This is a genomic window from Planctomycetia bacterium, assembly GCA_021413845.1.
Classification (GTDB): domain Bacteria; phylum Planctomycetota; class Planctomycetia; order Pirellulales; family PNKZ01; genus PNKZ01.
Window position 1 is genome coordinate 1 of sequence record JAIOPP010000117.1, and the last position, 25660, is coordinate 25660.

22 protein-coding genes are annotated in these 25660 nt (G+C 60.2%); 16 read left to right on the forward strand and 6 right to left on the reverse strand.

Going from position 1 to position 25660, the window contains the following annotated elements; all coding sequences use genetic code 11:
- Nucleotides 1-14: 14 nt before the first annotated feature.
- Nucleotides 15-209: a hypothetical protein gene (locus K8U03_20795; GenBank protein MCE9607331.1), complete on the reverse strand. Its 195-nt coding sequence runs from the start codon at nt 207-209 to the stop codon at nt 15-17.
- A gap of 269 nt (nt 210-478) precedes the next feature.
- On the opposite strand from K8U03_20795, the gene rplM reads away from it, so the two are divergent.
- Together rplM and rpsI are read left to right on the forward strand one after the other, a co-directional pair.
- A complete protein-coding gene (gene rplM / locus K8U03_20800; protein MCE9607332.1) occupies nt 479-934 on the forward strand; it encodes a 50S ribosomal protein L13 in 456 nt (151 codons plus the stop codon).
- 70 nt (nt 935-1004) lie between these two features.
- Nucleotides 1005-1409, forward strand: coding sequence for a 30S ribosomal protein S9 (gene rpsI / locus K8U03_20805; protein ID MCE9607333.1), 405 nt, complete (start codon nt 1005-1007; stop codon nt 1407-1409).
- 1090 nt (nt 1410-2499) lie between these two features.
- Here rpsI and K8U03_20810 read toward each other — a convergent pair.
- Nucleotides 2500-3069, reverse strand: a complete 570-nt coding sequence (locus K8U03_20810; protein MCE9607334.1) for a hypothetical protein — start codon at nt 3067-3069, stop codon at nt 2500-2502.
- Between the two features lie 318 nt (nt 3070-3387).
- Here K8U03_20810 and K8U03_20815 point away from each other — a divergent pair, with 318 nt between their 5' ends.
- The 5 genes from K8U03_20815 to K8U03_20835 all read left to right on the forward strand — a co-directional run bounded on the left by K8U03_20815 (nt 3388) and on the right by K8U03_20835 (nt 10686).
- On the forward strand, nt 3388-6072 hold the full coding sequence (locus K8U03_20815; GenBank protein MCE9607335.1) for a sodium-translocating pyrophosphatase: 2685 nt from the start codon (nt 3388-3390) through the stop codon (nt 6070-6072).
- A gap of 141 nt (nt 6073-6213) precedes the next feature.
- Nucleotides 6214-7767: an amino acid permease gene (locus K8U03_20820; protein MCE9607336.1), complete on the forward strand. Its 1554-nt coding sequence runs from the start codon at nt 6214-6216 to the stop codon at nt 7765-7767.
- Nucleotides 7768-8111: 344 nt separating this feature from the next.
- Nucleotides 8112-8783 carry a sigma-70 family RNA polymerase sigma factor gene (locus tag K8U03_20825; protein MCE9607337.1) on the forward strand — a complete coding sequence of 224 codons (672 nt, stop codon included), beginning with the start codon at nt 8112-8114 and terminating at the stop codon, nt 8781-8783.
- Complete coding sequence (locus K8U03_20830; protein ID MCE9607338.1) at nt 8780-9310, forward strand: zf-HC2 domain-containing protein; 531 nt, start codon at nt 8780-8782, stop codon at nt 9308-9310. Before K8U03_20825 ends, K8U03_20830 begins: the two co-directional genes overlap by 4 nt.
- A 44-nt stretch (nt 9311-9354) precedes the next feature.
- A complete protein-coding gene (locus K8U03_20835) occupies nt 9355-10686 on the forward strand; it encodes a hypothetical protein (protein MCE9607339.1) in 1332 nt (443 codons plus the stop codon).
- Nucleotides 10687-10713: 27 nt separating this feature from the next.
- Here K8U03_20835 and K8U03_20840 read toward each other — a convergent pair whose 3' ends face one another.
- Both K8U03_20840 and sppA read right to left on the reverse strand, forming a co-directional pair.
- Nucleotides 10714-11499, reverse strand: coding sequence for an SDR family oxidoreductase (locus K8U03_20840; protein MCE9607340.1), 786 nt, complete (start codon nt 11497-11499; stop codon nt 10714-10716).
- A 7-nt stretch (nt 11500-11506) separates the two neighbouring features.
- Nucleotides 11507-12544 carry a signal peptide peptidase SppA gene (gene sppA / locus K8U03_20845; GenBank protein MCE9607341.1) on the reverse strand — a complete coding sequence of 346 codons (1038 nt, stop codon included), beginning with the start codon at nt 12542-12544 and terminating at the stop codon, nt 11507-11509.
- A gap of 332 nt (nt 12545-12876) precedes the next feature.
- Between sppA and K8U03_20850 the strand changes: the two genes are divergently transcribed.
- The 9 genes from K8U03_20850 to K8U03_20890 all read left to right on the forward strand — a co-directional run bounded on the left by K8U03_20850 (nt 12877) and on the right by K8U03_20890 (nt 23945).
- Nucleotides 12877-13632, forward strand: coding sequence for a sugar phosphate isomerase/epimerase (locus tag K8U03_20850; GenBank protein MCE9607342.1), 756 nt, complete (start codon nt 12877-12879; stop codon nt 13630-13632).
- Between the two features lie 353 nt (nt 13633-13985).
- Nucleotides 13986-15134 carry a DUF1559 domain-containing protein gene (locus K8U03_20855; protein ID MCE9607343.1) on the forward strand — a complete coding sequence of 383 codons (1149 nt, stop codon included), beginning with the start codon at nt 13986-13988 and terminating at the stop codon, nt 15132-15134.
- A 221-nt stretch (nt 15135-15355) separates the two neighbouring features.
- On the forward strand, nt 15356-16582 hold the full coding sequence (locus K8U03_20860) for a DUF1559 domain-containing protein (GenBank protein MCE9607344.1): 1227 nt from the start codon (nt 15356-15358) through the stop codon (nt 16580-16582).
- Nucleotides 16583-16739: 157 nt separating this feature from the next.
- Nucleotides 16740-17909 carry a DUF1573 domain-containing protein gene (locus K8U03_20865; protein ID MCE9607345.1) on the forward strand — a complete coding sequence of 390 codons (1170 nt, stop codon included), beginning with the start codon at nt 16740-16742 and terminating at the stop codon, nt 17907-17909.
- A gap of 39 nt (nt 17910-17948) precedes the next feature.
- Complete coding sequence (locus K8U03_20870) at nt 17949-20111, forward strand: tetratricopeptide repeat protein (GenBank protein ID MCE9607346.1); 2163 nt, start codon at nt 17949-17951, stop codon at nt 20109-20111.
- A gap of 143 nt (nt 20112-20254) precedes the next feature.
- Complete coding sequence (locus tag K8U03_20875) at nt 20255-20947, forward strand: CerR family C-terminal domain-containing protein (protein ID MCE9607347.1); 693 nt, start codon at nt 20255-20257, stop codon at nt 20945-20947.
- Nucleotides 20944-22086, forward strand: a complete 1143-nt coding sequence (locus tag K8U03_20880; protein ID MCE9607348.1) for an ABC transporter permease — start codon at nt 20944-20946, stop codon at nt 22084-22086. The genes K8U03_20875 and K8U03_20880 overlap by 4 nt, the downstream gene beginning before the upstream one ends.
- A gap of 2 nt (nt 22087-22088) precedes the next feature.
- Nucleotides 22089-22871, forward strand: a complete 783-nt coding sequence (locus K8U03_20885; GenBank protein MCE9607349.1) for an ABC transporter ATP-binding protein — start codon at nt 22089-22091, stop codon at nt 22869-22871.
- Between the two features lie 12 nt (nt 22872-22883).
- Nucleotides 22884-23945: an efflux RND transporter periplasmic adaptor subunit gene (locus tag K8U03_20890; GenBank protein ID MCE9607350.1), complete on the forward strand. Its 1062-nt coding sequence runs from the start codon at nt 22884-22886 to the stop codon at nt 23943-23945.
- 26 nt (nt 23946-23971) lie between these two features.
- Here K8U03_20890 and K8U03_20895 read toward each other — a convergent pair whose 3' ends face one another.
- Entirely contained in the window at nt 23972-24715 is a 744-nt protein-coding gene (locus tag K8U03_20895) for a phosphatase PAP2 family protein (protein ID MCE9607351.1), read from the reverse strand.
- Nucleotides 24716-24757: 42 nt separating this feature from the next.
- The gene (locus K8U03_20900) at nt 24758-25444 is read right to left on the reverse strand and encodes a zinc metallopeptidase (GenBank protein MCE9607352.1); all 687 of its coding nucleotides are present in this window, start codon (nt 25442-25444) and stop codon (nt 24758-24760) included.
- Between the last annotated feature and the right edge of the window lie 216 nt (nt 25445-25660).

The window sequence follows — 25660 nt, forward strand, 5'->3', positions numbered from 1 at the left end:
CGAGGCTCATCAGCCTACTCCGGCAATGTTGAATCGTTGTGAGCGCCATGTTTTGAAAAGATGTAATCACGGTGAGAGCCAGAGAAGAAGGTGAGAGTCACGGAAGAAGCCGTACGAAACTTCCGTTCGAGCGTGCGGCCACGCGTGGCGATCTCGACCTGGAATGAACTGTGAAGGAAGTTGCGGAATAACGAGCGATCCAGCGACATAGTTCCGGCTCCGTTCGGGGCAATTGGTGGAATGGGTGGTTTAGGTCGTGTCTCGTGGTTCGCTTTGGGTCGATTTCGCTGATGTGGGTCGGCTGCATCTTCCGATGGTTAGGGGAATCCCTTTCGCGGGAAAACGAACGCTTGGGCGGATTCCCGCCTTTTTCGGTCTGAAATCTCCCGAAACGGCCGCCCTTGAACTCTCGCGACTCGAACGCTAAACTGCTTAATTCTTCAATTTCTCACGACTCCGCCGTAAGCGAAACTCTTCCATGTTGACGAAAACGTATGTCGCCAAGCCAGGCGAACTTGAACAAAAGTGGTACCTCGTTGACGGCGCCGGAAAAGTCGTCGGTCGTCTCGCTACGGAAATCGCCACGATCTTGATGGGCAAGCACCGCCCGACCTACACGCCGCACGTCGATACGGGCGAGTACGTGATCGTGATCAACGCCGATCAACTCGTGTTCACCGGCCGGAAGTGGGAACAAAAGGAATACACCTACTACACCGGCTACCATCGCCTTCGCGCCGACACGGCCGGAGAGCGGAAGGCAAAGAATCCGGAATTGATTCTCATCGAAGCCGTTCGCCGCATGTTGCCGAAGAACAAGCTCGCGACGAAGATGCTCGATAAGCTCAAGGTATTCGCCGGAGCGGAACACCCGCACCAAGCGCAAAAGCCGGAACCGAAAGATCTCGGCGTTCGGAAAGAGAACACGAAGTAGTAGTCGCTTTATTTGTCTCATCTCAGATCCTAAAGCGACGACACGTCGCACGCATATTTAGAGGAACGCCATGACGACGGCAGCAAAAATCAACGAAACCTTGGGCACCGGCCGCCGTAAGACTTCGGTCGCTCGCGTTCGCGTCCGACCGGGCGAAGGGAAGATCGTCGTCAACGGTCGCCCGCTCAGCGAGTTCTTCGCCAACGAACAAGATCGCTATTCGGTCATCTCGGCCTTGGAGTTGTGCGACCGGCGCAACGCGGTCGATATCGTGATCACGGTTTCCGGCGGCGGCACGACCGGCCAATCGGGCGCTTGCCGTATGGGCATCGCTCGTGCCTTGAAGCTGATGGACCCGACGCTCGAAGAGCCGATCCGCAAGAATCGCTTGCTGACGCGCGACAGCCGCATGAAGGAACGCAAAAAGTTCGGCTTCCGCGGTGCTCGCCGTGGTACGCAGTTCTCGAAGCGGTAATCGTTTCCGAAGACTCGACATCGAACATGCGGCCTTTCGTCGCGATGTTTCCCATACGAAAAGCCCCGGACCCAAGTCCGGGGCTTTTTTCGTCGGTAGGTAAAGTAGCAGGCACGTTCCACGTGCCGTCAGCCACATGCGCCGTGGAAGCTGAATGCAGCATCGCGACGCACGCAACCTCCGTTCACACACAGCTTCCGTTCAATAGCCCCGGATGCATATCCGGGGCCGCACCGTGATGATCGTTCCATATCGTCTGTGGCGGACGGCACGTGGAACGTGCCTACTACTCAAACAAAGCACGGCCATGATCGCGCCGGCTTGCGACTTGAAAAAACATTCGTGCGTCGTCGCCCGAGCGGGCCTGGGCATCTTGTCAAACGATTCTCTGCGCAGAGCATTTCGCCCGAACCGGCTTGCTTCATTTGAAGAAAGACTGGCTCAGACGACGACGCACCGGACGACGCCCAGCAGCGAAGCGTTCTCTGCGATGTTGCAACTGCGCAGAGACCGTCGTGCAAGTTTCGATCCGCGTTGGTTGTCATCGTGCGTCTCGCCTGAACGCACGACGACCGAGGATCGCGATATGTGATCGCTCACGCACCGCAGGCCGGAAAGAGACATCGAGCGATCGTCTTCACAACAATCGTTCGATCGACCATCGTCGCGAGGGACCGAGCTTAGCGCTCGATTCGATCAAACCCCGGCGGCGACAAGCGGCGCGGCCGAAGCTAAAAATTCCCCATCGCGATTCGTCGTCGCCGGTCTCGCGCAAGCGAAACCGGCAACGCGTCGAAACCTACCGGAGGTCGGAGTCTCGTCTCCTCACAAGGCCCAACATCGCACGACGCGCCGCGAGATTCAACGCGAAGAATTGGGCCAAAGTAGCAGGCACGTTCCACGTGCCGTCCGCCACGGTTGATACGGAACGATCGTTGCGGTGTGTCCCCGGATATGCATCCGGGGCTATTGAACGGAGCTGCGTGTGAACAGAGCGTGTGAACGGAGCCGCGTGCGTCGCGATGCCGCACTTAGCTCGAACGACGCACGTGGCTACGGCACGTGGAACGTGCCTGCTACGTTGGGTGCCTTAGTGCTTATGTCCGTGGTCGTGCGCTTCAGCGGCGAGTGTGCCGCTGTACGACTTGCCGGCAATCGTGACGTTGAAGCGGCCCTGGTTCTTCGGGGCGTCGATCGCTTCGCAGAGGGCTGGGTCGACCGCTTCGAAGCGCGAGGTCGTCCCTGCGGCGTCGTCGGTTTGAGGGAGCGCGGCGAGGAAGAACTGCTGAGGTTTGCCGTCGAGCACGAAGTTCAACGCGAGCTTCGTTTCCGTCGTCGTCACCTTACCGACGGCGTGATCGTCGAGCAGGTAGATCGTTACCTTATGGGCTGCGTCGTCGTGAACGAGCTCGGCGTGAAACTCTTCTTTTCCGAGTTCGATCAGCGCTCCCTTGTGTGGGCCGGCCGAGGGATGTGCGTGTTCGGCGTGAGCATGGGCCTGCTTCGCGGCCGAGCCGCCCGACTTCGCCGCCGGTTCGTTCGGCTTATAGCAACCGCTCGCGGCGATGAGCAAGCAAGCGCTCGCAACGCAACCTAAAGGCTTCGCGGCCGAGAAGCACGAAAGCGAGGCGAAGCTTTTCAACATGGCGGAAACCATCATGGCTAAACCTGAGAAGAAGATTTTTTCGAAAACTACGAACGGCGATTCTACCAAACTCCGGCCGCGGCTCCTGCCCGAGATGTGGATGCCGCGAAAGCGCGAAAAGCTTGCGAATCGGCAAGGCTTCCGCGCGAAACGAAGGGAGTTTCGCCGGCGAAAGTTGAGCGACGACGTTGCATTTAGACGCCGCGAGGCCGGGAAAAATTCCGGCGAAGTCGTTCATTTTCTCCGGAAGAAATGAGACTTTCCTTTGATAAGCGACCGCGAAGATGTTATTTTGCCGCACAAGAAATCGTGCCCGCTCGGAAGTGTGGGCCTATGGTTCGACCCGAAGAAGCCGCTAACCGCCCGTTATGGGAGGTTTTAGCGGAATTCTTGCCGCTGAATCCGCATTCACTCGTCCGAAATCGTCGTCATACGCATCATCGTCCTGTCGTCCCTTGTCGAGGCCCAAACGTGAATTTTCCTTCTCTTCGTCTTCGGTCGCTGCTCCCGCAGTTGCTTGGTTCTTTGATCGTGCTCCTTTCGGTCGCGGCTCCGGCTTGGGCCGGCGAGGCCGATCTTGCTATTCCCGACCTGCACAAGGGGGAGTTCACGATCGCCGGCGCCACGATCAGCGCTTGGAACTTGTTGTTCTACGGTTCGTTCGTCATCGCGGGCACGTTGGGGATCAGCCTCTATTTGCGAAACGAAATCAAGCGGATGCCGGCGCATAAGTCGATGCTCGACGTCGCCGAAGTGATCTTTCAGACCTGCAAGACCTATCTGCTTCAACAGGGCAAATTCCTGTTGATGCTCTTCGCGATCATCGGCTCGGCGATGACCTACTACTTCGTCGGCCTGCAGGGGCAAACTTTCGGCACCGCGGCGCTCGTGCTGCTGTTCTCGGTCGTCGGCATGGGGGGCTCGTTCTGGGTCGCCTGGTACGGCATTCGGATCAACACCTACGCCAACTCGCGCACCGCTTTCGCTTCGCTGCGGGGTGTGCCGTGGGACGTCGTCAACATTCCGCTACGTGCGGGCATGTCGATCGGCTTGTTCTTGATTTCGCTCGAACTCATCATGATGGTCATCATCTTGTTGTTCGTGCCGCGCGACATCGTCGGCATCTGTTTCCTCGGGTTCGCGATCGGCGAGTCGCTCGGTGCATCCGCGTTGCGGATCGCCGGCGGTATCTTCACGAAGATCGCCGACATCGGCTCCGACCTGATGAAGATCGTGTTCAACGTGAAGGAAGACGATCCGCGCAATCCCGGCGTCATCGCCGACTGCACGGGCGACAACGCCGGCGACTCGGTCGGCCCGACCGCCGACGGCTTCGAGACGTACGGCGTCACGGGCGTGGCACTCATCTCCTTCATCACGCTCGCGCTTCCGGTCGAGCAATCGGAACTGCAAGCGAAGTTGATCGTTTGGATCTTCGCAATGCGGTTCCTCATGGACTTCATGTCCGGAGCGTCGTACTTCATCAACCAGAAGATTTCCGAAGCGAAGTACAAGGGCTTGAAAGAGTTCGATTTCGAAGCTCCGCTCACGCGTCTGATTTGGATCGCGTCGATCCTTTGCATCACCACCTCGTACGGCATGAGCTGGCTGCTGATCAGCGACCTTGTGATCGCCGGCAAAGACTATCCGCAACTCTGGTGGCAACTCGCCTCGATCATCAGCCTCGGCACATTGGCCGCCGTGTTGATTCCGGAATTCACCAAAGTCTTTACCAGCTCGCATTCGAAGCACGTGCATGAAATCGTGACCGCGTCGAAAGAAGGGGGAGCTTCGCTCACGATTCTCTCCGGACTCGTCGCCGGCTACTTCAGCGCGTTCTGGATGGGCATTTTGATCGCCGGCCTGATGGGCGCTGCATACTTCATCAGCCTCATGCCCGACGGCGTGAATTCGATCATGCAAGTCGTTCTGACGCCGGGGGCGGCTGCCGTCGGCGTGGGTTCGATCTTTGCGTTCGGCCTCGTCGCCTTCGGCTTTCTTTGTATGGGCCCTGTGACCATCGCGGTCGACAGCTACGGCCCTGTGACCGACAACGCGCAATCGATCTTCGAACTCGCGCAGACCGAGCACATCAAGGGGATTCGCGACGAAATCAAACGCGATTTCGGGTTCGTGCCCGACTTCGAGCTCGGTAAGCATTATCTCGAAGCGAACGACTCGGCGGGAAACACGTTCAAAGCGACGGCCAAACCGGTGCTCATCGGCACGGCCGTCGTCGGTGCGACGACGATGATTTTCTCGATCATCCTCCTGCTCGGCAAGCAAGGCTTGCTGCACTTGAGCCTCACCGATGCACCGGTGTTGCTCGGCTTCATTTGCGGCGGGGCGGTGATCTTCTGGTTCTCCGGCGCTTCGATGCAAGCCGTAACGACGGGTGCTTATCAAGCGGTCGACTTCATCAAGAAGAACATGGACCTCACGAAGAAAGAAGCCGACATCGAAGACTCGAAGACGGTCGTCCGCATCTGCACGATCTACGCGCAGAAGGGAATGTGGAACATCTTCATCGCCCTGATGGCGATCACGCTCGCGTTCGCCTTCTTCGATCCGAACTTCTTCGTCGCCTATCTGATTTCGATCGCCGTGTTCGGCCTGTTCCAAGCCATCTCGATGGCCAATACCGGTGGTGCCTGGGACAACGCCAAGAAGTACGTCGAAGTCGATCTCAAAGAAAAGGGTACGGAGCTGCATGCCGCGGCTGTCGTCGGCGATACCGTCGGCGATCCGTTCAAAGATACGACTTCGGTCGCGTTGAACCCGATCATCAAGTTCTCGACGTTGTTCGGGCTCTTGGCGGTCGAGATTGCGGTGAAGATGAAGGAAGCGGCTCGCGGTGTGGATATCCATCACGCGGGCCCGACTCCGAGCGGAGCGACGGCCCAGCCGACGTTGACGCCGACGACCGACTACACGGTCGTGTTCGGCGTCATCATGCTCGCCGTCGCTTTGATCTTCGTCTGGCGATCTTTCTATTCGATGCGAATCGTGAAAGATTAAGCAAACAGGGCTGCCATGCGGGCGCGGAGAGATATATTGCTTTCTCTCCGCGCCCGATTTTCGTTACGCCTGCAGCCCGGATCGAAAAACGCTCGCCGCAAAGTTTCAAACTCTCAACCGTACCGCTAGGAAACTCTCCCGATGTGGAAGCAACTCTGGGCGAAGAAAGACCTTTCGATTCTTCTCAAGGAGATGGAAAGCCAGGATCGCTTGCATCGTGTTCTCGGCCCAACGGCGCTCACTTCGCTCGGGGTCGGCGCGATTATCGGTACGGGCATCTTCGTGTTAGTCGGGAAGGCCGCGGCGCAACAAACCGGTCCGGCGTTGATGCTGTCGTTCATCGCTTCGGCATTTGCCTGCGTCTTCGCCGCCCTGTGTTACGCCGAATTCGCTTCGATGGCCCCCGTCGCCGGCAGCGCCTATACCTACTCCTACGCGACCATGGGCGAACTCTTCGCTTGGATCATCGGGTGGGATCTTATCTTGGAATACGCCGTGGCGTCGAGCGCCGTCGCGCATGCGTGGAGCGATTACGTGGAAAAGTTCATCGTGATCGTCGCTCCCGATACGTGGGTCCCTTCGCTGCACACGTTCTTCGAACGCTGGGGCAATTCTCCGATCGGGTTCAATCCCAAAACTAATACCTTCTTCGCGAGCGGCGGCATCATCGACCTTCCGGCGATTTTGATCACCGCGATCGTAACCGTGGTCTTAGTCATCGGCATCAAAGAAAGCGCTCGTTTCAATACGCTGATGGTCTTGCTGAAAGTCGGCGTCGTGTTGTTCGTGATCGGCGTCGGAGTTTTCTTTATCGATCCCGCGAACTGGACGAATAACTTCGCCCCCTTCGGCTACGGCGGCATTACCATGCCATGGGAAGAGCATTCCAGTCACCCGGTCGGCATGCTTGCCGGAGCGGCGACGATCTTTTTCGCGTTCATCGGCTTCGACTCGATTTCGACACACTCCGAAGAAGCCAAGAATCCGCAGCGCGACGTGCCGATCGCCATCATCAGCTCTCTCGTTATCTGCACCATCCTTTACGTTCTCGTCGCTGCCGTCCTCACCGGGATGGTTCCCTACGACCAAATCGCGGTCGAAGCTCCCGTGGCGAGTGCGTTCACGGGACGAGATATGAACTTCGCTGCGGGCTTGATCTCGCTCGGTGCGGTCGCGGGTATGACCAGCGTGTTGCTGGTGATGTTGCTCAGCCAACCGCGCGTGCTGCTGGCGATGGCGCGCGACGGCCTCTTACCCCAAAAGTTTTTCGGTGCCGTGCATGAAAAGTTCCGCACGCCGTACAAATCGACGATCCTCACCGGTTTCTTCGTGGCTGCCGCGTCGTCGCTGCTGCCGCTCGACGTGTTGGCCGACATGACCAACATCGGCACGCTCTTGGCCTTCGTAATGGTGTGCGCCGCCGTGTTGATCATGCGGAAGACGAATCCCGACGCTCACCGTCCGTTTCGCGCTCCGCTCGGGCCGGTAGTCCCGATCATGGGAATCATCACCTGCTTGATCCTGATGCTTTCTTTGGGAACCCACAATTGGATGCGACTAGCCATTTGGCTCGCCGTCGGTATGGTCATTTATTTCTGCTACGGCAAGCGGCATAGCCACCTCGGCCGCGAATTGGCGAACGAGATCACGCATCACGGCCTCACGCCGACCGATCCGACGCCGCCGCGCGTCTAACGGGGTTTGGGGAACAGCCTTCGTCGATCGGATGTCACCCGGCCTATCAGCCGCAGGGCGTTAGCCCCCGGTCTCCGCAGCAGCCGGCCTCATCCGATGAACCGGGGGCTAACGCCCTGCGGCTGATGCGCCGTTCGGCGAGTTGCGGCTTGGCTTAGATCCGCGGAACTTCGTGTCCTGTTCGGGGTATGATGGTTTAAGGAGGTCGCGTACGTGCCGGCTGGCCGGGCGTACGGGGTTGTCCTAGACTGAAAGCGCGTGCTCGGCCCGACAGGGAAATTCTCGTCGAGCCCCGGCCGCGCGGCCATTTCTCGAACCATTCATTCAGCGAAACGGGTAGGCGTTTGGTAGTCGGCGAGTCGTCGGCCCAATCTTACGAACTGCGCGATCCCGACGTGCGGCTCATGCTCGAAGTGCGCGACGACAACGCCGCCGCTTTCGAGGAGTTGATGCTGCGCTATCAGAATCGTTTAGTGACGGTGCTCGAACACCTGACCGGCCAGCGCGACGCCGCGGAAGACTTGGCTCAAGAAGTGTTTCTGCGCGTGTATCGCTCGCGGAAGAAATACGTGCCGGGCTCGAAGTTCTCGACCTGGCTGTTCACGATCGCCAATAACGTCGCCTCGAACGCGCGCAGAAGTCGGGCCCGCAGGAAGGAACGAAACCTCACGCCGGCCGAGGGAGACGAGACCGGCGCGTGGGGCGCAGCGCCGCTCGAACAACTGGCCTTGGCGAAGAGCGCGCTCATGCCGACGCGCCAGTTGGATAAAGCGGAAATGCGCGAAGTCGTGAAGCTCGCCCTCGATACGCTCAACGAACGCCAACGGCTCGCGGTCTTGCTTTGCAAATTCGAGAACATGAGCTACACCGAAATTTCCGAAACGATGGGGATGACCCCGCAAGCGATCAAGTCGCTGCTGTCGCGAGCGCGCGACAATTTACGCGACGTGTTGGAAGCGTATCTCGAACGGGGCGTTTTGCCGGGCAAGTCGAACGTCGCCGGAGAAACGCCATGAGCGACCGCGACGGAACCACCGTGCCGGACATGCAAGCTCAGCTCAACGCCTATCTCGACGGCGAAGTCGACGGCGAAGAGCGGACGCGCATCGAGCAAGCGCTCGCCGACGATACCCGCATGCAGCACGATTTCCAACGGCTGCAACGGGCCTGGGACTTGCTCGACGTGTTGCCGCGCGCCGACGTCGGCACCGGTTTCACGCAAATGACGGTCGAGATGATCGCGCTGGACGCCAAGCAGCAGTTGGCCGCGGTGCAGAAGGTCGTGCCGCGGCGCACTTGGATCGATCGGCTGCTCATCGCCGGCGGCGTGGCGACGGCGGGCGTGGCGGGCTTTTTCCTCGTCGACGCGCTCCGCACCCGGCCCGACGACACGATGCTGCGCGACCTGCCGGTCTTAGAGCGGCTCGATCTGTACGGGCTAACGGAGCCGGGCGAGAACGCCGAGTTCTTCCGCCAGCTGCGTGATCGGCGCGTTTTGGCCGAGCCCGCGCCGTCGAATGCACCGGCCGTAAAACGGAAATAGGTAAAACGGAAATAGAACTCATTCTTTCGCTGCGTTAGGTTTCGATGTCTCCACAAGATCCTGAAAAAACCGTTCACGAAGATGTCGGCCTCACCGCCGCGACGAGCATCGTCGGGCCGGTGGAAGATTGGTTGCGCGGCAGCCCGATCGAAGTGACGGACCGCGAACCGGAGACGTTCGAGCTGCCGGAGAAGTCTTGGACCTGGGGACGAGTCGCCATCGCGGCTGCGATCGTCGCCGTCGCGGCCGGGGAGCTCGCTTGGGTGCTGTCGTCGCGCGATTCGTTGGCCGCTCGGCGCCGCGCTACCGCCGTCTTGTCCGAAAGCGAAAAGGCCGCGCTCGAGGCGAAGCGCGAACGCTTCGAGAAACTCGATCCGACCGAGCAAGCGCGCCTCCGGGCCTTGCAAGCCGAACTGGCCGAAGACGCGAGCCCGGAATCGTTGTATTCGACGTTGGAAGATTATTTGAAGTGGAAGTCGCAGTTGGCACCGCAAGAGAGCGCGATGTTGGCCGGCCTGGCGCCGAGCGAACGGACGGCGCGCGTCGTCGCCGTGGCCGGCGAGAAGCAAACGGAAGAGACGAAGCGCTTCAGCGATGCCGACTCGAAGAAGCTGATCACTTGGCTCGAACTCGAAATCCGCACGCATCAAGCGCGCATCCTCGAACATCTTCCCCCGCCGGTTCGAGAACGCTTCGAGAACATGGGAGATCGCGAACGCTCTTGGGCGTTGATGTATCATTTGCTCTCGGCGCGCGGGTCGGGTCCGCGGCTCGAAGAGTTCGCCACCGATCTGCCGAAGCTGCGCGCTCAACTTTCGCCGGCCGCGCAGGCCCGTTGGGATGCGGCGATGAAAAGCAAAGAAGGTTTCAGGAACTTATTGACCGATTGGGTTCGCCAATCGGTCGAGCGCTGCGTAGCGCAGCAGCGCGACGGAGGCAAGCCGTATCAACAGATCGCCGACAACGAGCTGAGAAAGTTCTTCGAGCACAAACTGCCCGAAGCGGAGCGTCAGCGTTTGCTCTCCCTGCCGCCGGAGGAAATGGCTGCGCAGTTGAAGCGTGAGTATTTGCGCAACAAAGGAATGTGGAAAGAGCACGGCGGAAAGCCGGGCCCCTACGCGCGACAGCCGTTCGGCTCGGCCGACGATCCGCGCTCGGACGGCTTTCGCTACGGCCCGGGCGGCCCTGGAGATCGGCGTCCGCCCGGCGACGGCCCGCCACCCCCTCCTCCGCCGCGCGATGGGGAGTTCCGCTCCGGCGACATGCCGGGAGGCGACCGCGGGATGCAGAAGCCGCGCCGCGACCGCGAAGAGAATCCCGAGAAGGAAAACAAGGTGAAGAAGCCGACCTCCGAGCGGAAGCCCGACCCCTCCTAAGCTTCTTGTTCTATACCGGCGGCACCTTTATGCCGGCGGCACGCCGAGCGATTTGCCGCCGTCGATGGCGATGCTCGTTCCGGACACCATCAGCGCCGCATCGCTTGCCAAATAGCAAATCGCCTCGGCCACTTCTTCCGGAGTGATCATGCGGCGATGGGCCTTCGCGAGCGGGCTGGCATCGATGAACATCTGCGCCGTGGCTCGCGGATCTTGGGCCTTCGCCAAGTCGGCGTTCATCATGCCCGTATCGCCGACCGGGCCCGGGCAGACGGCGTTCACGCGGATCTTGTCGCGGGCGTGGCTTAGGGCCAGGCTTTTCGTCAGCGCGATCATCGCCCCTTTGCTGGTGCTGTAGACGGGATCGTGGGCGCGAGGCAACAGCCCGGCGTTGCTGGAGACGTTGACGATGCTTCCGCCGCCGCCGGCGCGCATCGGACCGATGCAATGTTTCGACGTGAGAAATACCGACTTGAAGTTCGTATCGAGCACGCGGTCCCATTCGTCTTCCGTGACGTTGGGGATTTGTTTCACGAGGCCGATCCCGGCATTGTTGACCAAGATGTCGATTCGGCCCGTCGCGGCGAACGCGGCGTCGACGAGCGATTGCACGTCGGCCTCGCGCCGGACGTCGCAGAGGAGTTGCACGATGCCGAGTTCGGCGAACCGTGCTTCGTTTTCGGGCTGCGGCCGGATGTCGCCCGTGAAGACACGCGCGCCGCCGAGCGCAAGCTTGATGGCCGTTGCTCGGCCGATGCCGAACGCGCCGCCGGTGACGATCGCCGTGCGCCCTGCGAATGGTCTTTCGCTCATAGATGATTTACTTGCCGGAGTTCGGCCACGAAAACAGGTAGTAGGCTTTCGGCGTGGCGAGATCGAGCAAGGCCTGCACTTCGCTCTTCTGCGCCGCTGCCGAAGCGCCGACGAGCGTATCGGCCAGCGACTTCGGGCGATGGTACTTCACGGCCTTGGTCGTCGCGGCATCGAGCGACGCAAGCTCCATCGCGCGGGCGATCGCGTCTTCGACGAAGCCTTGTTTGTCGACGAGCCCGAGCTCGAGGGCTTGCTTGGTCGTGAAGACTTGTCCGGTCGTGGCCTTCTTCAATTGATCGTCGGTGAGCTTCGGGCGGCCCGACTTGACGATCCCTTTGAAGCGATCGAAGCTCTCTTTCACGAGCTCCTCGAACACCGCTTTTTCTTCGGGGGTCATCTTGCGGGTAATGCTGCCGATTCCCTTAAGCGGAGCGCTCTTGATCGTGTCGTCTTCGACTTCCCACTTCTCCATCAGGCCCGCGATGTTGTAGTGCGGGATTAAGACGCCGATCGAGCCGGTCCAAGTGGTCGGCTCGGCGAAGATGACGTTCTCCTTCGTGCCGCAGGCCATCGACACATAGTAGCCTCCGCTGGCGGCGAGGCCTCCCATGCTGACGACGAACGGCATGTTGCGGTCGATGCTCAGCTTGCGCAGGTGGTGGTACATGAAGTCGCTGCCGGTGACGGTTCCGCCGGGGGAGTCGACGCGCAGCACGACGGCCTTCACTTTCGGATCGGCCAAGACCTTGTCGACTTGCTTCTTCACCGCTTCGCCGTCTTCGATCACGCCATCGATCTCGATCACGGCGACCTTGTTCACTCCGTCTTTCGCGAGCGAGTGGTAGCGCTCTTCGAGTTTGTTGTCCGGGTCTTGCGAGAACGAATCGGGGCTCGTGAGGGCGAAGATCACGGCAAGCACGAACAGTGCGATTCCGAGCCAAGTGATTAAGCCGACCAGGCGTGCTAGCAGACTCGGCTTCGGCTGCACGGCGATATAAACCGGCTGACCGGGACCAGGATTGCTCGGAGCGGAAAAGCTGGACATAGCGATACCTACGAAAGGAGTATGAACGCAAACGGAATCCCGACGCGACGCGAAGTCGTTCTCGCGATTGTATCCCCGCAGGCGTGGGAGGCCAACCGGCGCACGTCGTTCGCTCGGCCTCGGTTGCCGAGGGGGCTTCTATGCAGGAGCTTCGCGGGAGTGTTTCGCCGGCGCGGGCCGACTTCCACCTAGCCTTGGAAGTCGGAGAGCGTTAAGCTACCGACCAGCCTGAGAGACATGCAGCCAGCGTGCCGTCTCCACGTGCCGGCCATGGATGTCAGGAGTGCCGGCAGATCGTTTTCTCGCCGTTCGGGCGTACTAGGGAGAGTATCGTGTTTGTCGCCGCTTCGACCGATTGCTTCGCTCAACTTCCGCTGAATGCCGCGCTGAAGAAGTTGTTCGACTTGGAATACACGCGCGCGGAAATCGTGTTGCGCGAGTCGGGCCCTCAGCTTCGCCCTTCGCAAGTGCATGCCGATCTCGAGTCGGCCGTGGTCGCGTGTCGCGATACGCATCGCCTGACGCCGATCGCCTACTTCTACGACGTCGATCCGGAGATTCCGGAATTCTATAAACAGTTCGCCAGCATCTGTAAGTTGGCGAAGGCCACGAAGGTCGGCGTCATTACGGTGCGCGCGGGAGAACTCGGCACGCCGTTCAATGCCGAGATCGAACGCTTGCGCGAGCTCGTGAAGATCGCGACGATCGAAGGCGTATTGGTCGGTTTGAAGACCGAGGCCGACCGGATGACGCAAGACCCGGACACGGCGAAGGTGCTGTGCGACAACGTGAAGGGGCTCTGCCTGACGCTCGACCCGAGCCACTACCACCACGGCCCGATGTACGGCGCGAAGTACGATCACTTGCTGCCGTATGTTTGTCATACGCAACTGCGCGACTCGAACAAGAAGGCGCTGCAAGTGAAGGTCGGCCAAGGGGAGATCGAATACGGGCGGATCGTATCGCACTTGTTTAAGTTCAAGTACCAACGCGCGTTCTGCGTGAACATCGCCGATCAGGAAGATCCGGAAATCGATCACCTCGGCGAGATGCGAAAAATGAGGTTGCTGTTAGAGAGCTTGCTGTAGGCTTGCCGAACGGACACGCAAGGCTCACGCAACTCGAACAATTATGAGGCCGCGCGATCGCAAGATCGTGCGGCCTTTTTCTTTTTTCGTCGCTTGTCGAACGAACAACTTGCGCATGCGGCTGTAAAGACGTTTGCTCCGGCAATACTAAGCTTCGCGACTCAGCTCTCACGCGAATCTTACAAACACGCAATCTTTCTCTAAAGAGATGTTGCGACAATCCTCGCCGATGAATCAGCAAAGGATCGGCATCTCGTGCGGAGAGTTCGACGTCGAAGCGACGGCGATCAGGCGAGATGCCCCGTTCGGTTGAAAAACCGCAAAGCCGTCAAGGCAGGGAGCAGAGAGAGATGATGTTTTATTTAGGTCGCCATACGTGTCGTCGGAGACGAACGCCTTCGAATATCGCCGAGCGCGCCGCTTTTACGTTGGTGGAAGTTCTCGTCACGATGTCGATCGTCGGGATTCTCGCCGCGATCGCCTTGCCCGCGATTCAGAAAGTTCGCGAGAGTGCGCGCGATGGGACGTGCAAAAGCAATCTCCGACAGCTCGGCGTAGGGCTCATGCAATACGGCACGCGCTCGAACTATCTTTGCTCCGGCGCTTGGGATTGGAAGCGAGACGGAGCGGTGACGGAAGTGGGTTGGGTCGCCGACATGGTGCATCAAGGGACTTCGCCGGGCGATATGCTTTGCCCCTCGAGTCCGCAAAAGCTGAGCAACGTCTACGCGCAGATGTTGACGTTCGACCCGACGGGTAACCCCTGCGCCGACAGCCTCGGCAAGGCCGATCAAACGATGCCCGACGGCACGGTGGTGCCGAACCCTTGCCGTGCGATCTTCACGGCCTCGGACAAAGGGAAGATGCTCGATGAGCTGTTGCTGGCGAAGAAGTTCAATACGAACTATGCGGCGGGCTGGTTCTTGGTGCGCTCCGAAGTCGACATCGACAATCGCGGCCTGCTTGTGAACAAGAAACCTACTTGCGCAAAAACTCCGCGCGAACGGGGCTGCACCTTCGGCCCGTTGGCGATGTCGAAGATCGGCGGCTATCGAGTGACGTCGAGCATCGTGCCGCTCATGGGCTGCGGAATTCAAGCGGAAGCAGGGGAAAACATGCTTTCGCAAGCGGTCGGCGAATTCGACGAAGGAACGTTTCTCGCCGACGCCTTTACCGACGGCCCGCGCGATAAGACGACGAACAAAGCACCGGTCGTTTCCGGCGCAGTCGGCGCCGCGGCTTGGTACGGGCCGTGGAATCAAACGCTGCAAGACTATCGTTCGTTTGCCCCAGTGCATTACGGGCCCGCGTATGGTTCGTGCAACATCCTTTTTCTCGACGGCAGCGTGCAATCGTTCAGCGATCTCAATGGAGATAAATTGCTCAACAACGGCTTCGCCGCTTCTACGGAGTCGGGCTACATCGACGACGAAGTCGAGCTCCCGGCCGCATTGATCCATAGCATGTGGTCGTTGGATCCGGCACGTCTCGCACCTCGATAACGTTTCCACGTTGCAAGCGGCGATCGCGCGATTTCTTGCAGCAAAACTACACTCGCTTCTTACGTGATTCTCACGCGCCGCTGATCGGCATCTGACACGACTTCGCTACAACTGCGGCACGAACACACGACGCACCGCGAGGCAAGTGACGACCTCGCGATGCGATCCTGAATTCAGGTTCTTTCTGTCCGCTTCCCGCAACCCAGTTTGAGAGTGACGAAATGAAAATTCGAAGTTGGAAAGTTGCCCGAGGACGACGCGGTTTTACGCTCGTCGAAATCATGGTGGTCATGACCATCATCGCGATCTTGATCTCGATCTTGGTCCCTGCCGTCGGCTTCGTCCGCGAAACGGCCCGTGGCTCGCAGTGCCGCGCCAGCCTTCGCTCGTTCTTTCTCGGTTTCGCCGGCTTGGCGGATCGCGATAAGAAGCAGCAGTACACGTCGGGTGCTTACGACCCGACCCGTGATGGTTGCCCGGACAGCATCGGTTGGGTCGCCGATCTTGTGAACGCGAAGGTTTGCAAGCCGCAAGAATTGCTCTGCCCGTCGAACCCCGGTCAAGGAAGCGAAAAGTACAACGATTTGATGGCGAGTGCCACCGGTTCCGAACCGACCACGGCGACCCGGCAAGCGATGGGCTCCTGCGGTACGGGTACTACCGTAGCGGCTCTGACCGGCACGCAAGTCGCCGATCTCTTTCTCGCGAAGGGATACGGTACGAACCACATGACGACGTGGTTCATGTCCCGTTCCGCGCCGCCGACCGCCGGTAGCAGCACCACCGGGATCACGGCGAACATGACCGGCACGAAGGCCTGGAGACTCGCCACGGGTGTGAACGCGAGCAAGGGGCCGTTGACCCGTCGGATGGTGGATCAATCGCTCGTCACGTCGAATACGATTCCTCTCGCCGGCGATGCCAACGTCGGAGACATCAAGGATCGTAGCTTGACGGCGTCGATCGTCGGCACCGACGGCACCGAATACCTCGGCGGCGGCGTTCAATTGGTGGAATCGTTCTCGGACGGTCCCTACCTCGTCACCGGCGTCGGTAAGCCGACGAACACCGCGGAAACCATCTACTTTCAAGCCGCTCCCGCTTCGTCTTCGGTGGCCGCTGCGGCTCCGACCGGGATTGCCGTGGAAGAGCAAGGCTATAAGGGCCTCGCTAAGAAGGGGAACACCCAACTCACGTACTTGCAAGACTATCGCGACTTCGGTCCGGTTCACGGCGGCGGTGCCAACGTGCTCTTCGCCGACGGTAGCGTGAAGTCGTTCTCGGATCAAAACGGCGACACCTTCTTGAACCCAGGCTTCATGGCCGATCTGACCTCGGCCGACGGTTATGCCGAAGGGGACAACACGGTCGAGCTTCCTGCCGCCGAAATTTTCAGCGGTATTTTCCTCGAAGCCTTCGCCTCTTCGCCCAAAGGCAACTTGGATTAGTTCGTAAAGGCGTCATGCCTTTAGCTCGGTTACGAGGCGATGTCCCGGAGGCGCTGCGAGCGCCTCCGGGCATCGTCGTTTGACGGAAGTGTTTGATGGAATCTTGTTGCGATCGATTTTCTTTCTGCATCGTCGATTCATTTATTCGGAAGCCACAATGAATACTCGCCGCCTCGCGATCGTGCTGCCGTTGGTCATCGTGTCGTTGGCAGCGGCCTGGATGGTGCGCAGCCGCCTAACAACGACATCGCAGGTCGCGCACGCCGTGCAAGACTCCGTGCAAGACAATGCTTCGCTGCCGACGAAGCAGCCGAAGGTAATTGCCGTCGACAACGTTTTCGATTTCGGCGTGATGAGTCCCGGGGATGAGCAGCGGCGCAAGTTCACGGTGCGCAACGACGGAGAAGCGGATCTCACGTTGTCGCTCGGGAAGACGACCTGTAAATGCACGCTCGCGCATCTCGACGGCACGATCGTTCCGCCGGGCGCGTCGACCGAGATCGAGCTCGAATGGCATACGGAAGAAGCTCAGTTTCGCTTCCGGCAAGCGGCGGTGATCAAAACGAACGATCCGAAGCTGCCGCGCTTCGAGTTGGCGGTCGAAGGGAGTGTGCGCGTCAAGCTGGCGACGTCGCCCGAGAGCGTCTACTTCCCGGAGATTCCGAAGAACGTCGGTCGCAAGAGCGAGATCTTGTTGTATTCGCAGGCTTACGATCGGATCGAGATTCGCTCGCTCGAATCGACTTTGAAATCGGTCACCGTTGAGTTGGCGAACGATACGTCCGCTAGCGATACGTCTGCTGCGGTGTTGCCTCCGGAGTCGCGTTATTTTCGCACTCTGAAGATCGAGAAGTCGCCGGAAAGCAAAGCGGGAGCGTTCGCCGGCGTCGTGCGCGTTCATTACGTCGGGAGTTTCCACGGCGGCAAGGAAGAGCAGGGAGTCTTCGAGCTTCCGGTCAGCGGCGAGACGGTCGGCGACCTTTCGTTGCACGGTCGAAGCGTCGTCGGCACGTTGCTGAATCTCGGCACCGTGTCGCAAGCGCGTGGGACGACGCAAAAAGCTTACGTGCATGTGCGCGGCGATGCGCGCGCGGTTTCCTTCACGGTCGATCGGACCAGCCCGAAGTTTCTCCAGGTCGACATCGGCAAGGGAGAACGACTCTCGCCGACGATCACGCGTTTTCCGATCGAAGTCACCGTTCCTGTCGGAGCACCCCAAATCAATCTGGCGAACGTGGAAACCGGACAGGGGGAAGTCGTGCTCAAGACGACGCATGCCGATCATCCGCAAGTTCGTTTCCAAGTGGCGATGTTGATCGCTCCTTAAAATCGCTTACTGATTTCAACACGACGGTCGGTCTTTCCCATGCTTCACTCGGCGACGTTCACGATTGCGGCGAATTCGGCCGCGGCTCCTTCTGGGGCCGTCACGCCTCACTCCATCGACACGAATCCCACCGCCATGCGGCTGCGGCGGCTCGGCCCGTTCTTAGCGACGACCGTGGTCGGGCTGATCGCCTACGGCAACAGCTTCGACGCGCCGTTCATCTTCGACAGCGCGGCCTATATTCGCGACAACCCGGCTCTTCGTCGGCTCTGGCCGCCGCAAGACTTGCTGGTGTTCGTCCAATCTCGACCGCTGGGATTTATTTCCTTTGCCGTCAACTATGCGCTGCACGGCGCCGAGGTGTGGGGTTACCACGCCGTGAACTTGGCGATTCATATCGTCAACTCTTGGCTGCTGTACCTCTTCGTGCGCGGAACATTGCAGCTGCCGAAGCTCGCGGCTCGCTATGGCTCGTCGGCGACGACGTACGCTACCGTGATCGCCGTCTTATGGGTGGCGCACCCTCTTTGCACGCAGGGGGTCACCTACGTTTATCAGCGCTTGGAATCCTTGGCCTCGTTGTTCTACCTGGCCGCTCTACTCGGCGTGCTTGGGGCGGCAACGTCTGCTTCAGCCACCACGACCGGCTCGCAAATTCGTCGACGGTGGGCCATCGCGGCGGTCGTCTGCACGGTCGCAGCGATGCTTACGAAAGAGATCGCCGTCACGATTCCCCTCGTGGCTCTCTGGTACGATCGGGCCTGTTTGTCCGCGTCTTGGAGCGAGGTCTGGGGAGCGCGTCGTCGGCTGCATACGGCGCTCTTTTGCACCTGGGGGGTGCTCGCCGCCATGATGATCGCCAGTCGCGGCATGTATGCCGGGGCCGGCATCGGGTCGGTACCGGGAATCTCGTCGCTCGACTATGCGTTCACGCAGCCGCGAGTTCTCCTCCATTATGTTTTCTTGTCCCTCTGGCCCGCCACTCTTTGCCTCGATTGGAACACTCCGGTTGCGGCGACGTTTCAGGAAATCGCTCCTGCTTTCGCGGTGGTCTTGTCGGCGCTGATGCTCTGCCTGCGCGGTTTGCTGCTCGGGCGGCCGTGGAGCTTTATCGGGGGCGCGTTTTTCTTGATCTTGGCTCCGACTTCGAGCATCGTGCCGATCGCCGATCTGTCGTTCGAGCACCGGATGTATCTTCCATTGGCCGCCGTCCTTGCGGCGCTGGTTTTCACCGTCGATCTCGCGCTGCGAAAATGGGAACCGTCGCCGGATCGACTCCGCACGGCTCTCTGCTGCGGCGCGTTTCTCTCGGCTACTTGCGTGCTGGTCTTCGTTACGCGTGCGCGCAACGACGACTATCGCAGCGAGATCACGATGTGGGAGGACGTCGCGAAGAAGGCGCCGCACAACGGTCGGGCCTTTGCGAGCATCGCGAGAATGAAGCGACACGAAGGGAAGCTCGACGAAGCGGAAAAACTCGCGCAGCATGCCTTAAAGCTGAAACCAAACTACGTCTACGCACATTACATTTATGCGCACATCCTCTTCGATCGGAACCGACTAGACGAGGCGGAAGCCCACTTCCAATACAGCATCGAGCACGGTCTTGAGTTTCCCTCCGCCTTTATTCTGCTCGGAAACATCAAATCCACCCGTGGCTTAGTGCCGGAAGAAATCGAATGTTATCGCCGCGCCTTGGAGCTCGATCCCGAAAGCGGAGAAGCTTGGGGCTTGCTCGCCATCGCGCTGCACAAAACCGGCGATCGATCTCATGCGGACAAAGCGTTCCGCCAGGCGTCCGGTTTAGCGGACGGCAACTCGCACGCCTTGAATGCTCTCGGAATCTACGTCGGGTTGATCGGTGACGATGCGGCCGCAGTCCATTGGTTCGAGGAATCGCTGCGCCTGGAGCCCAACCGAGGGGACATCCACGCCAATTTAGGTTCGGCCCTCGGCCGGGTCGGGCGAAAGGAAGAAGCACTGCGCATGCTTTCCGCCGGCGTGCTCCGATTTCCCGAGCATGTGAAATGCCGCTTCAATTTGGCGAACGCGCTGGCCCGAGAGGGGCGTTATCCGGAGGCGATCGAATCCTTCGAGCAAGCGCAACGCCTCGACCCCAAGAATCCGCTGATCGCCAAGAACCTTGCCCTCGCCCAAGCTTCCGTGGCCGCAGCTCAGGGTTCCGCGAAGCCTGCGAATTAGCCGGCAGACTGGCCGGCCCAGAGTGATTTCGGCGCGACTTTGACGATTTTGCGGATTCTAGCGCAAAAATACTCTAGTCTCGGCGGTAAACGGTCGTATAATACATTCGTTTCAAACGCATGTTTTAATCGACCGGCGATTTCATGGCTACGGCGGGATTGGAAGACACGAAAGTACGCGTCCTCGAGGCAGCGGGCCGGATCTTCGCCGAGCGCGGCTTCCGCAACGCGACCGTGCGCGATATTTGCCAGGCCGCGCATGTCAATCTCGCCGCCGTCAACTACCACTTCGGCGACAAGGAACGGCTCTACATCGAGAGCGTCAAGCTCGCCCATCGGATGCGGATGCAGCAAGTGCCGATGCCCGACTGGCCGGAGGGAACTCCTGCGGCGGTGAAGCTGCATGGGTTCGTCTATGCGTTTCTCTGCCGCGTGCTTGCCGACGACGGCCAAGGTTGGGAATCGCAGCTCATGATGCGCGAGTTGGCGCAACCGACCGCGGCGTGCGAGGAGTTGGTTCGGGAATACATTCGCCCGCACTTCGCGCTGTTGCAGCGGATCATCGACGACCTCGTTGCCCCGACGACCGATGAAGCCGAACGCCATCGGATCGGCTTCAGCATCGTCGGGCAGTGTCTGCACTATCGCATCGCCGAGCCGATCGTCCGGCTCTTGATCTCGCCGGAAGAGTACAAGCAGAACGATCCTTTGCGCTTGGCGGACCATATCAGTCGTTGGACGTTGGCGGCTCTCGGCGCTGGCCCGACTCTCGGTTGCTCGCTCGCCCTGAGCGCTAGTTCTTCCGCGGCGCCCAGCGCGCCGGAGGCGGGAGCATGAACTGGATCGCTTGGAAAATGCTGACCGGCAATCGGGGCAAATACATCGCGATCATCATGGGAGTGATGTTCGGCGCGTTTCTCATTACGCAGCAGGCCTCGGTGTTTTGCGGTTTGATGTCGCTCACGACGAGCCAAATCAAAGACATCGAAGGGGCCGAGATTTGGGTGATGGACAAGAACATGCAGTACGTCGACGACATCAAGCCGATGGCCGACAACGAACTGTGGCGCGTCCGCGGAGTCGAGGGAGTCGATTGGGCCGTGCGCCTCTATAAAGGAATCACGCGGGCCCGGCTCCTCGACGGCACCTTCCAGCAGATCATCATGATCGGGCTCGACGATGCCACGATGATCGGCGCGCCGCGCGACATCATCGTCGGCTCGCTCGACGATCTTCGTCGGCCCGACGCCGTGATCATGGATGAAGCCGGCTTTCATCAACTCTGGCCGAACGAGAAGCCGGTTGCCGGCAAGTCGTTCGAGATGAACGACCGCCGAGCCGTGATCGTCGGCATTTGCAAATCGCGCAAGACGTTCATGACGTTTCCGATCATCTACACGCGCTACAGCCAAGCGGTGTCGTACGTGCCGATGGAGCGCAAGGTGTTGTCGTTCGTGCTGGCGAATCCTTCGCCCGGCATTCCGGCGGAAGAGATTTGCCGCCGCATTCAAGCACAGACCGACTTGCAAGCGCAAACGCGCGAGCAATTCACTTGGACGACGATCTGGTACTACTTTCGTAAGACCGGCATTCCCTTCAACTTCTTCACGACGGTACTGCTCGGCTTCATCGTCGGCGCGGCGATCTGCGGGCAGACGTTCTATATGTTCACGCTGGAAAACCTGAAGCAGTTCGGCGCGCTCAAGGCGATGGGAGCCCGCAACATTCAATTGATCGGCATGATTCTGTTGCAAGCGATGATCGTCGGCTTCATCGGGTTCAGTCTCGGGGTCGGTTCGGTCGCGTTTCTGTTCGGCGAAGTGATTATGAAAAAGACCGATAAGCTGGCGTTTTTGATGCCCCCCGAGGTCCTCATCATGACGGCCGTCTCGATCTTCGTGATGGTCACGTTCTCGAGCTTGTTCAGCATGTGGCGCGTCCTGCGACTAGAGCCGGCCGTGGTGTTCAAAGGCTAAAGATGAACGGCAACTCCAACCCGACGACGATCGAAACGAAACCGCGCCGCGGCGACGCGCGCGATGTCGCCGTCGCATGTCGGGGCGTGACGAAAGAATTCGGCGTCGGCGATGCGATGGTCAAAGCGCTGCGCGGCGTCGATCTCGATATCTACGCCGGTGAGCTCTCGCTCCTCGTCGGGCCCAGCGGCTGCGGGAAGACGACGCTCCTCTCCGTGATCTGCGGCATTCTGAATCCGACGGCCGGAGCGATCCACGTGCTCGGCACCGATATCGCGACGCTCAAGGGAGGCCGCCTGGTGCGCTTCCGGGGCGACAACGTCGGCTTCGTGTTTCAGCAATTCAATTTGCTGCCGGCGCTCACGGCGGTCGAGAACGTCTGCGTGCCGCTGTTGCTGCACGGCGTGCCGCGCCGCACGGCACTCGTCAAAGCGTATGAAATGTTGGAGAAGGTCAATCTCTCCAACCGGGCCGATTCGCCGCCGGCGAACCTTTCCGGCGGCCAGCAGCAGCGCGTCGCGATCGCTCGCGCGTTGATCCATGAACCGCGCCTGCTGGTTTGCGACGAGCCGACTTCCGCGCTCGACGCGAAGACCGGTCACACGATCATGGAACTGTTGCGCGCCATCGCTTTGGAAAGTCATCGGGCCGTCGTCGTCGTGACGCACGACCCGCGGGTCTACGAGTTCGGCGATCGCATCGCAAGTATGGAAGACGGTCGCGTCGTCGGGGTCGAAGAGAAATCGCCTGTGCGACCGACACCGCAAGAAACATCTCAGAGTTAAGGAATCGGAACGATGATTACTCGCTGGGGCCTCCCGCTCGCCGCCGTGTTTTTGTTGGCGTTCGCCGTCGTGCATGTCATGAAAGCGCAACAACCGCAATCGCCGCTCGCCCCTCCCGCGCAGCCGCCGAAGGCTCCTTACGCGCACACGGTGGCGGGAACCGGTTTGGTCGAACCGCAGACCGAAAACATTTCCGTCGGCTCGCAAGTGCCGGGCGTGGTCGTCGAGGTGTTCGTCAAAGTGAATCAAAAAGTGAAGGCGAACGATCCGCTGTTTCGGCTCGACGACCGCGACCTGCGCGCCATGTTCCGGCTTAAGCAAGCCGAGCTCGCGCAGGCGCAAAGCCAACTCACGCGCTTGAAGCAGCTGCCGCGCGACGAAGATCGCCCCGTGGCCCGCGCGAAAGTCACCGAGACCGAGGCGAATCTTAAGGATAAGGCCTCGCTTTACGAGCGCTCGATCCAGCTTCGTCAGTCGAACGCCGTGAGCGTCGAAGAACTCACCTCGCGCGAGCAGATGTTCTTGGTCGCTCGCGCTCAAGCCGAGTATGCCAAAGCGCAGCTCGAACTTCTGGAAGCCGGCACCTGGAAATACGATCTCCAAGTCGCCGAGCAAACGCTGCTGCAAGCTCAGGCTCAGATCGACCAAGTGCAAACGAACATCGATCGGCTCGTCGTCCGAGCGCTCGTCGACGGCGAAGTGCTGCAATTGAACGTCCGGCCCGGCGAGTATGTCGGCTCGACCCCCGGCCAAGCTTTCGTCGTGTTGGGGAACGTCGACAAGCTGCACGTTCGGGCCAGCATCGACGAATACGACATTCCTCGCTTCCGCGCCGGAGCGAAGGCCCGCGCGATGTTGAAGGGGATGCCCGAACGACAATACGCGCTGACGTTCGTACGGGTCGAGCCGTTCGTCGTGCCGAAGAAATCGTTGACCGGGGAGAATACGGAACGGGTCGACACACGCGTCTTGCAAGTGATCTATTCCGTCGACGCGACGAGCGATCGGCTGTATGTCGGCCAGCAGCTCGACGTGTTCATCGATGCCGATGCTTCGGCAACCGCGTCGCGATAGAGAACCACGTCGCGCTGGAGATGCCGTTACGGGGCGGGTTCGGTCGTCATTTGTTTCGAGGGGACGAACTGCGCCACGATCCAGCAAGCCGCGGCCCACGACAGGCCGGCGATCCAGCCGCCGACGACGTCGCTTGGGTAATGCACGCCGAGAAAGATGCGACTCACGCCGACGAGCAACGTGAGTAGGGCACCCCAAAACAGGCAGTAGGCCTTCGCCCAACGACCCCGCACGGCCTTGGCAAACATCACGCCGATCGTGAGATACACGACCGCCGAAAGCATCGCATGGCCGCTCGGAAAGCTCAGGCTCGTCACTTCGCGCAAGTGCGGCACGATCGTCGGCCGGGGGCGTGCGAAGCAGAGTTTGAGCACGAAAGTCGAGCAAACGCCGCCGCCGATCGCCATCACCGAGAGCCAAGCGACCCGAATCTGCCGCTCCATAAAGAGGAAGCCGATCATCGCGGCGGAAAACATTCCGAGCGTCAGCGGGCTCCCCAGCGCCGTGGCATCGAGCATGCCCCCCTTGAGCCATGCGGGGCCGATCGGCACGGCGAGATCATGCGGGCTGCGCAGCGCCAGCAAGATGCTCTCGTCGAGCTTCTGCGTCGCTCCGGCCGTGATTTCGTCGGCAAGCTCCGTGAACAAGTAGCATAGAAACAGAAACAACGACGCCATCCCGACGAACACGAGCTCGCGCCGGCGCGTGCGCCAAACGTGCGCCGCATAGCGCGGCAGAACGAGGGCGAGGCGAGCGGCATCTTGGAACATCGCGAGTTTCTCTTCGGAGCGGCGGGGAAGTCCGCAGCTAGTCTACTCGTCGCGACTGCCGCCTGAAAATATCGAGACGTAGTAGAACAACGTCAGCACGCTTTGCAGCGTCGCGGCGACATACGTCCACGCGGCGGCATCGAGCACGTTGTTGACGTGCGACATCTGCTGCGCAGGCACGATGCCGAGCGACACTAGTTGGTCCTTCGCACGGCTGCTCGCGTTGAACTCGACCGGCAAGTTGACGAGTTGAAAGAAAACGGTGCCGCTGAAGAGCAAGATGCCGGCCCAGAACAAGAACGGCAAATGCATGAGAAGGCCGATGACGAGCAAGCCCATGCTGATGCCACCCCCGAAACTAGCGACCGGCACGGCGGCATTGCGAATCGACATCGGGGCGTAGGAGACCGCGTCTTGGATGGCGTGGCCGGCTTCGTGCGCGGCGATGCCGACCGCCGCCAACGAACGGCCTCGATAATTCTCCGGACTAAGCCGCAGCACCTTTTGCCGCGGATCGTAATGATCGGAGAGAAAGCCCGGCGTTTCCTCGACCGCGACTTGCTCGAGGCCTGCGGAGTCGAGAATATGGCGCGCCGCGGCGGCACCGCTCAACGGCGCCGGCTCTTGCTTCGCGGCTGCGTACGCGGAGTGAACTTTCATCTCGGCCCACACGGCCAACAGCAACGCCGGAGCAACCCACAGCAAATACTCGAAGTTGAAAAACATCATCTTCCGAAACCCTCTTGGTAACGCCTGACCGCGAGACCGGCGGTCGGGCCGAAACGCTCGCTTCGGCGTTTCGGTGGCTGAATAGCACGCAGTGTCTCTCAGTGTCTCGCAGCATGGAGACATCCGTACATACTACGTGTGCGCTCGATAAAGAGTTTGGCGAGCCGCCGCGGTTGCAGCCTATCTAAATGGTCGGAAACGACTTGCGCCGCTGCC

What these genes read in the sequence shown, in the direction of transcription:
- K8U03_20810 (MCE9607334.1), bottom strand. Translation starts at nt 3,069, where the DNA reads ATGATGGTTTCCGCCATGTTGAAAAGCTTCGCCTCGCTTTCGTGCTTC.
- K8U03_20835 (MCE9607339.1), top strand. Translation starts at nt 9,355, where the DNA reads ATGTCTCCACAAGATCCTGAAAAAACCGTTCACGAAGATGTCGGCCTC.
- K8U03_20840 (MCE9607340.1), bottom strand. Translation starts at nt 11,499, where the DNA reads ATGAGCGAAAGACCATTCGCAGGGCGCACGGCGATCGTCACCGGCGGC.
- K8U03_20870 (MCE9607346.1), top strand. Translation starts at nt 17,949, where the DNA reads ATGCTTCACTCGGCGACGTTCACGATTGCGGCGAATTCGGCCGCGGCT.
- K8U03_20900 (MCE9607352.1), bottom strand. Translation starts at nt 25,444, where the DNA reads ATGATGTTTTTCAACTTCGAGTATTTGCTGTGGGTTGCTCCGGCGTTG.
- K8U03_20875 (MCE9607347.1), top strand. Translation starts at nt 20,255, where the DNA reads ATGGCTACGGCGGGATTGGAAGACACGAAAGTACGCGTCCTCGAGGCA.
- K8U03_20815 (MCE9607335.1), top strand. Translation starts at nt 3,388, where the DNA reads ATGGTTCGACCCGAAGAAGCCGCTAACCGCCCGTTATGGGAGGTTTTA.
- K8U03_20855 (MCE9607343.1), top strand. Translation starts at nt 13,986, where the DNA reads ATGTTTTATTTAGGTCGCCATACGTGTCGTCGGAGACGAACGCCTTCG.
- K8U03_20885 (MCE9607349.1), top strand. Translation starts at nt 22,089, where the DNA reads ATGAACGGCAACTCCAACCCGACGACGATCGAAACGAAACCGCGCCGC.
- K8U03_20820 (MCE9607336.1), top strand. Translation starts at nt 6,214, where the DNA reads ATGTGGAAGCAACTCTGGGCGAAGAAAGACCTTTCGATTCTTCTCAAG.
- sppA (MCE9607341.1), bottom strand. Translation starts at nt 12,544, where the DNA reads ATGTCCAGCTTTTCCGCTCCGAGCAATCCTGGTCCCGGTCAGCCGGTT.
- K8U03_20890 (MCE9607350.1), top strand. Translation starts at nt 22,884, where the DNA reads ATGATTACTCGCTGGGGCCTCCCGCTCGCCGCCGTGTTTTTGTTGGCG.
- K8U03_20865 (MCE9607345.1), top strand. Translation starts at nt 16,740, where the DNA reads ATGAATACTCGCCGCCTCGCGATCGTGCTGCCGTTGGTCATCGTGTCG.
- K8U03_20895 (MCE9607351.1), bottom strand. Translation starts at nt 24,715, where the DNA reads ATGTTCCAAGATGCCGCTCGCCTCGCCCTCGTTCTGCCGCGCTATGCG.
- K8U03_20795 (MCE9607331.1), bottom strand. Translation starts at nt 209, where the DNA reads ATGTCGCTGGATCGCTCGTTATTCCGCAACTTCCTTCACAGTTCATTC.
- K8U03_20830 (MCE9607338.1), top strand. Translation starts at nt 8,780, where the DNA reads ATGAGCGACCGCGACGGAACCACCGTGCCGGACATGCAAGCTCAGCTC.
- rpsI (MCE9607333.1), top strand. Translation starts at nt 1,005, where the DNA reads ATGACGACGGCAGCAAAAATCAACGAAACCTTGGGCACCGGCCGCCGT.
- rplM (MCE9607332.1), top strand. Translation starts at nt 479, where the DNA reads ATGTTGACGAAAACGTATGTCGCCAAGCCAGGCGAACTTGAACAAAAG.
- K8U03_20880 (MCE9607348.1), top strand. Translation starts at nt 20,944, where the DNA reads ATGAACTGGATCGCTTGGAAAATGCTGACCGGCAATCGGGGCAAATAC.
- K8U03_20860 (MCE9607344.1), top strand. Translation starts at nt 15,356, where the DNA reads ATGAAAATTCGAAGTTGGAAAGTTGCCCGAGGACGACGCGGTTTTACG.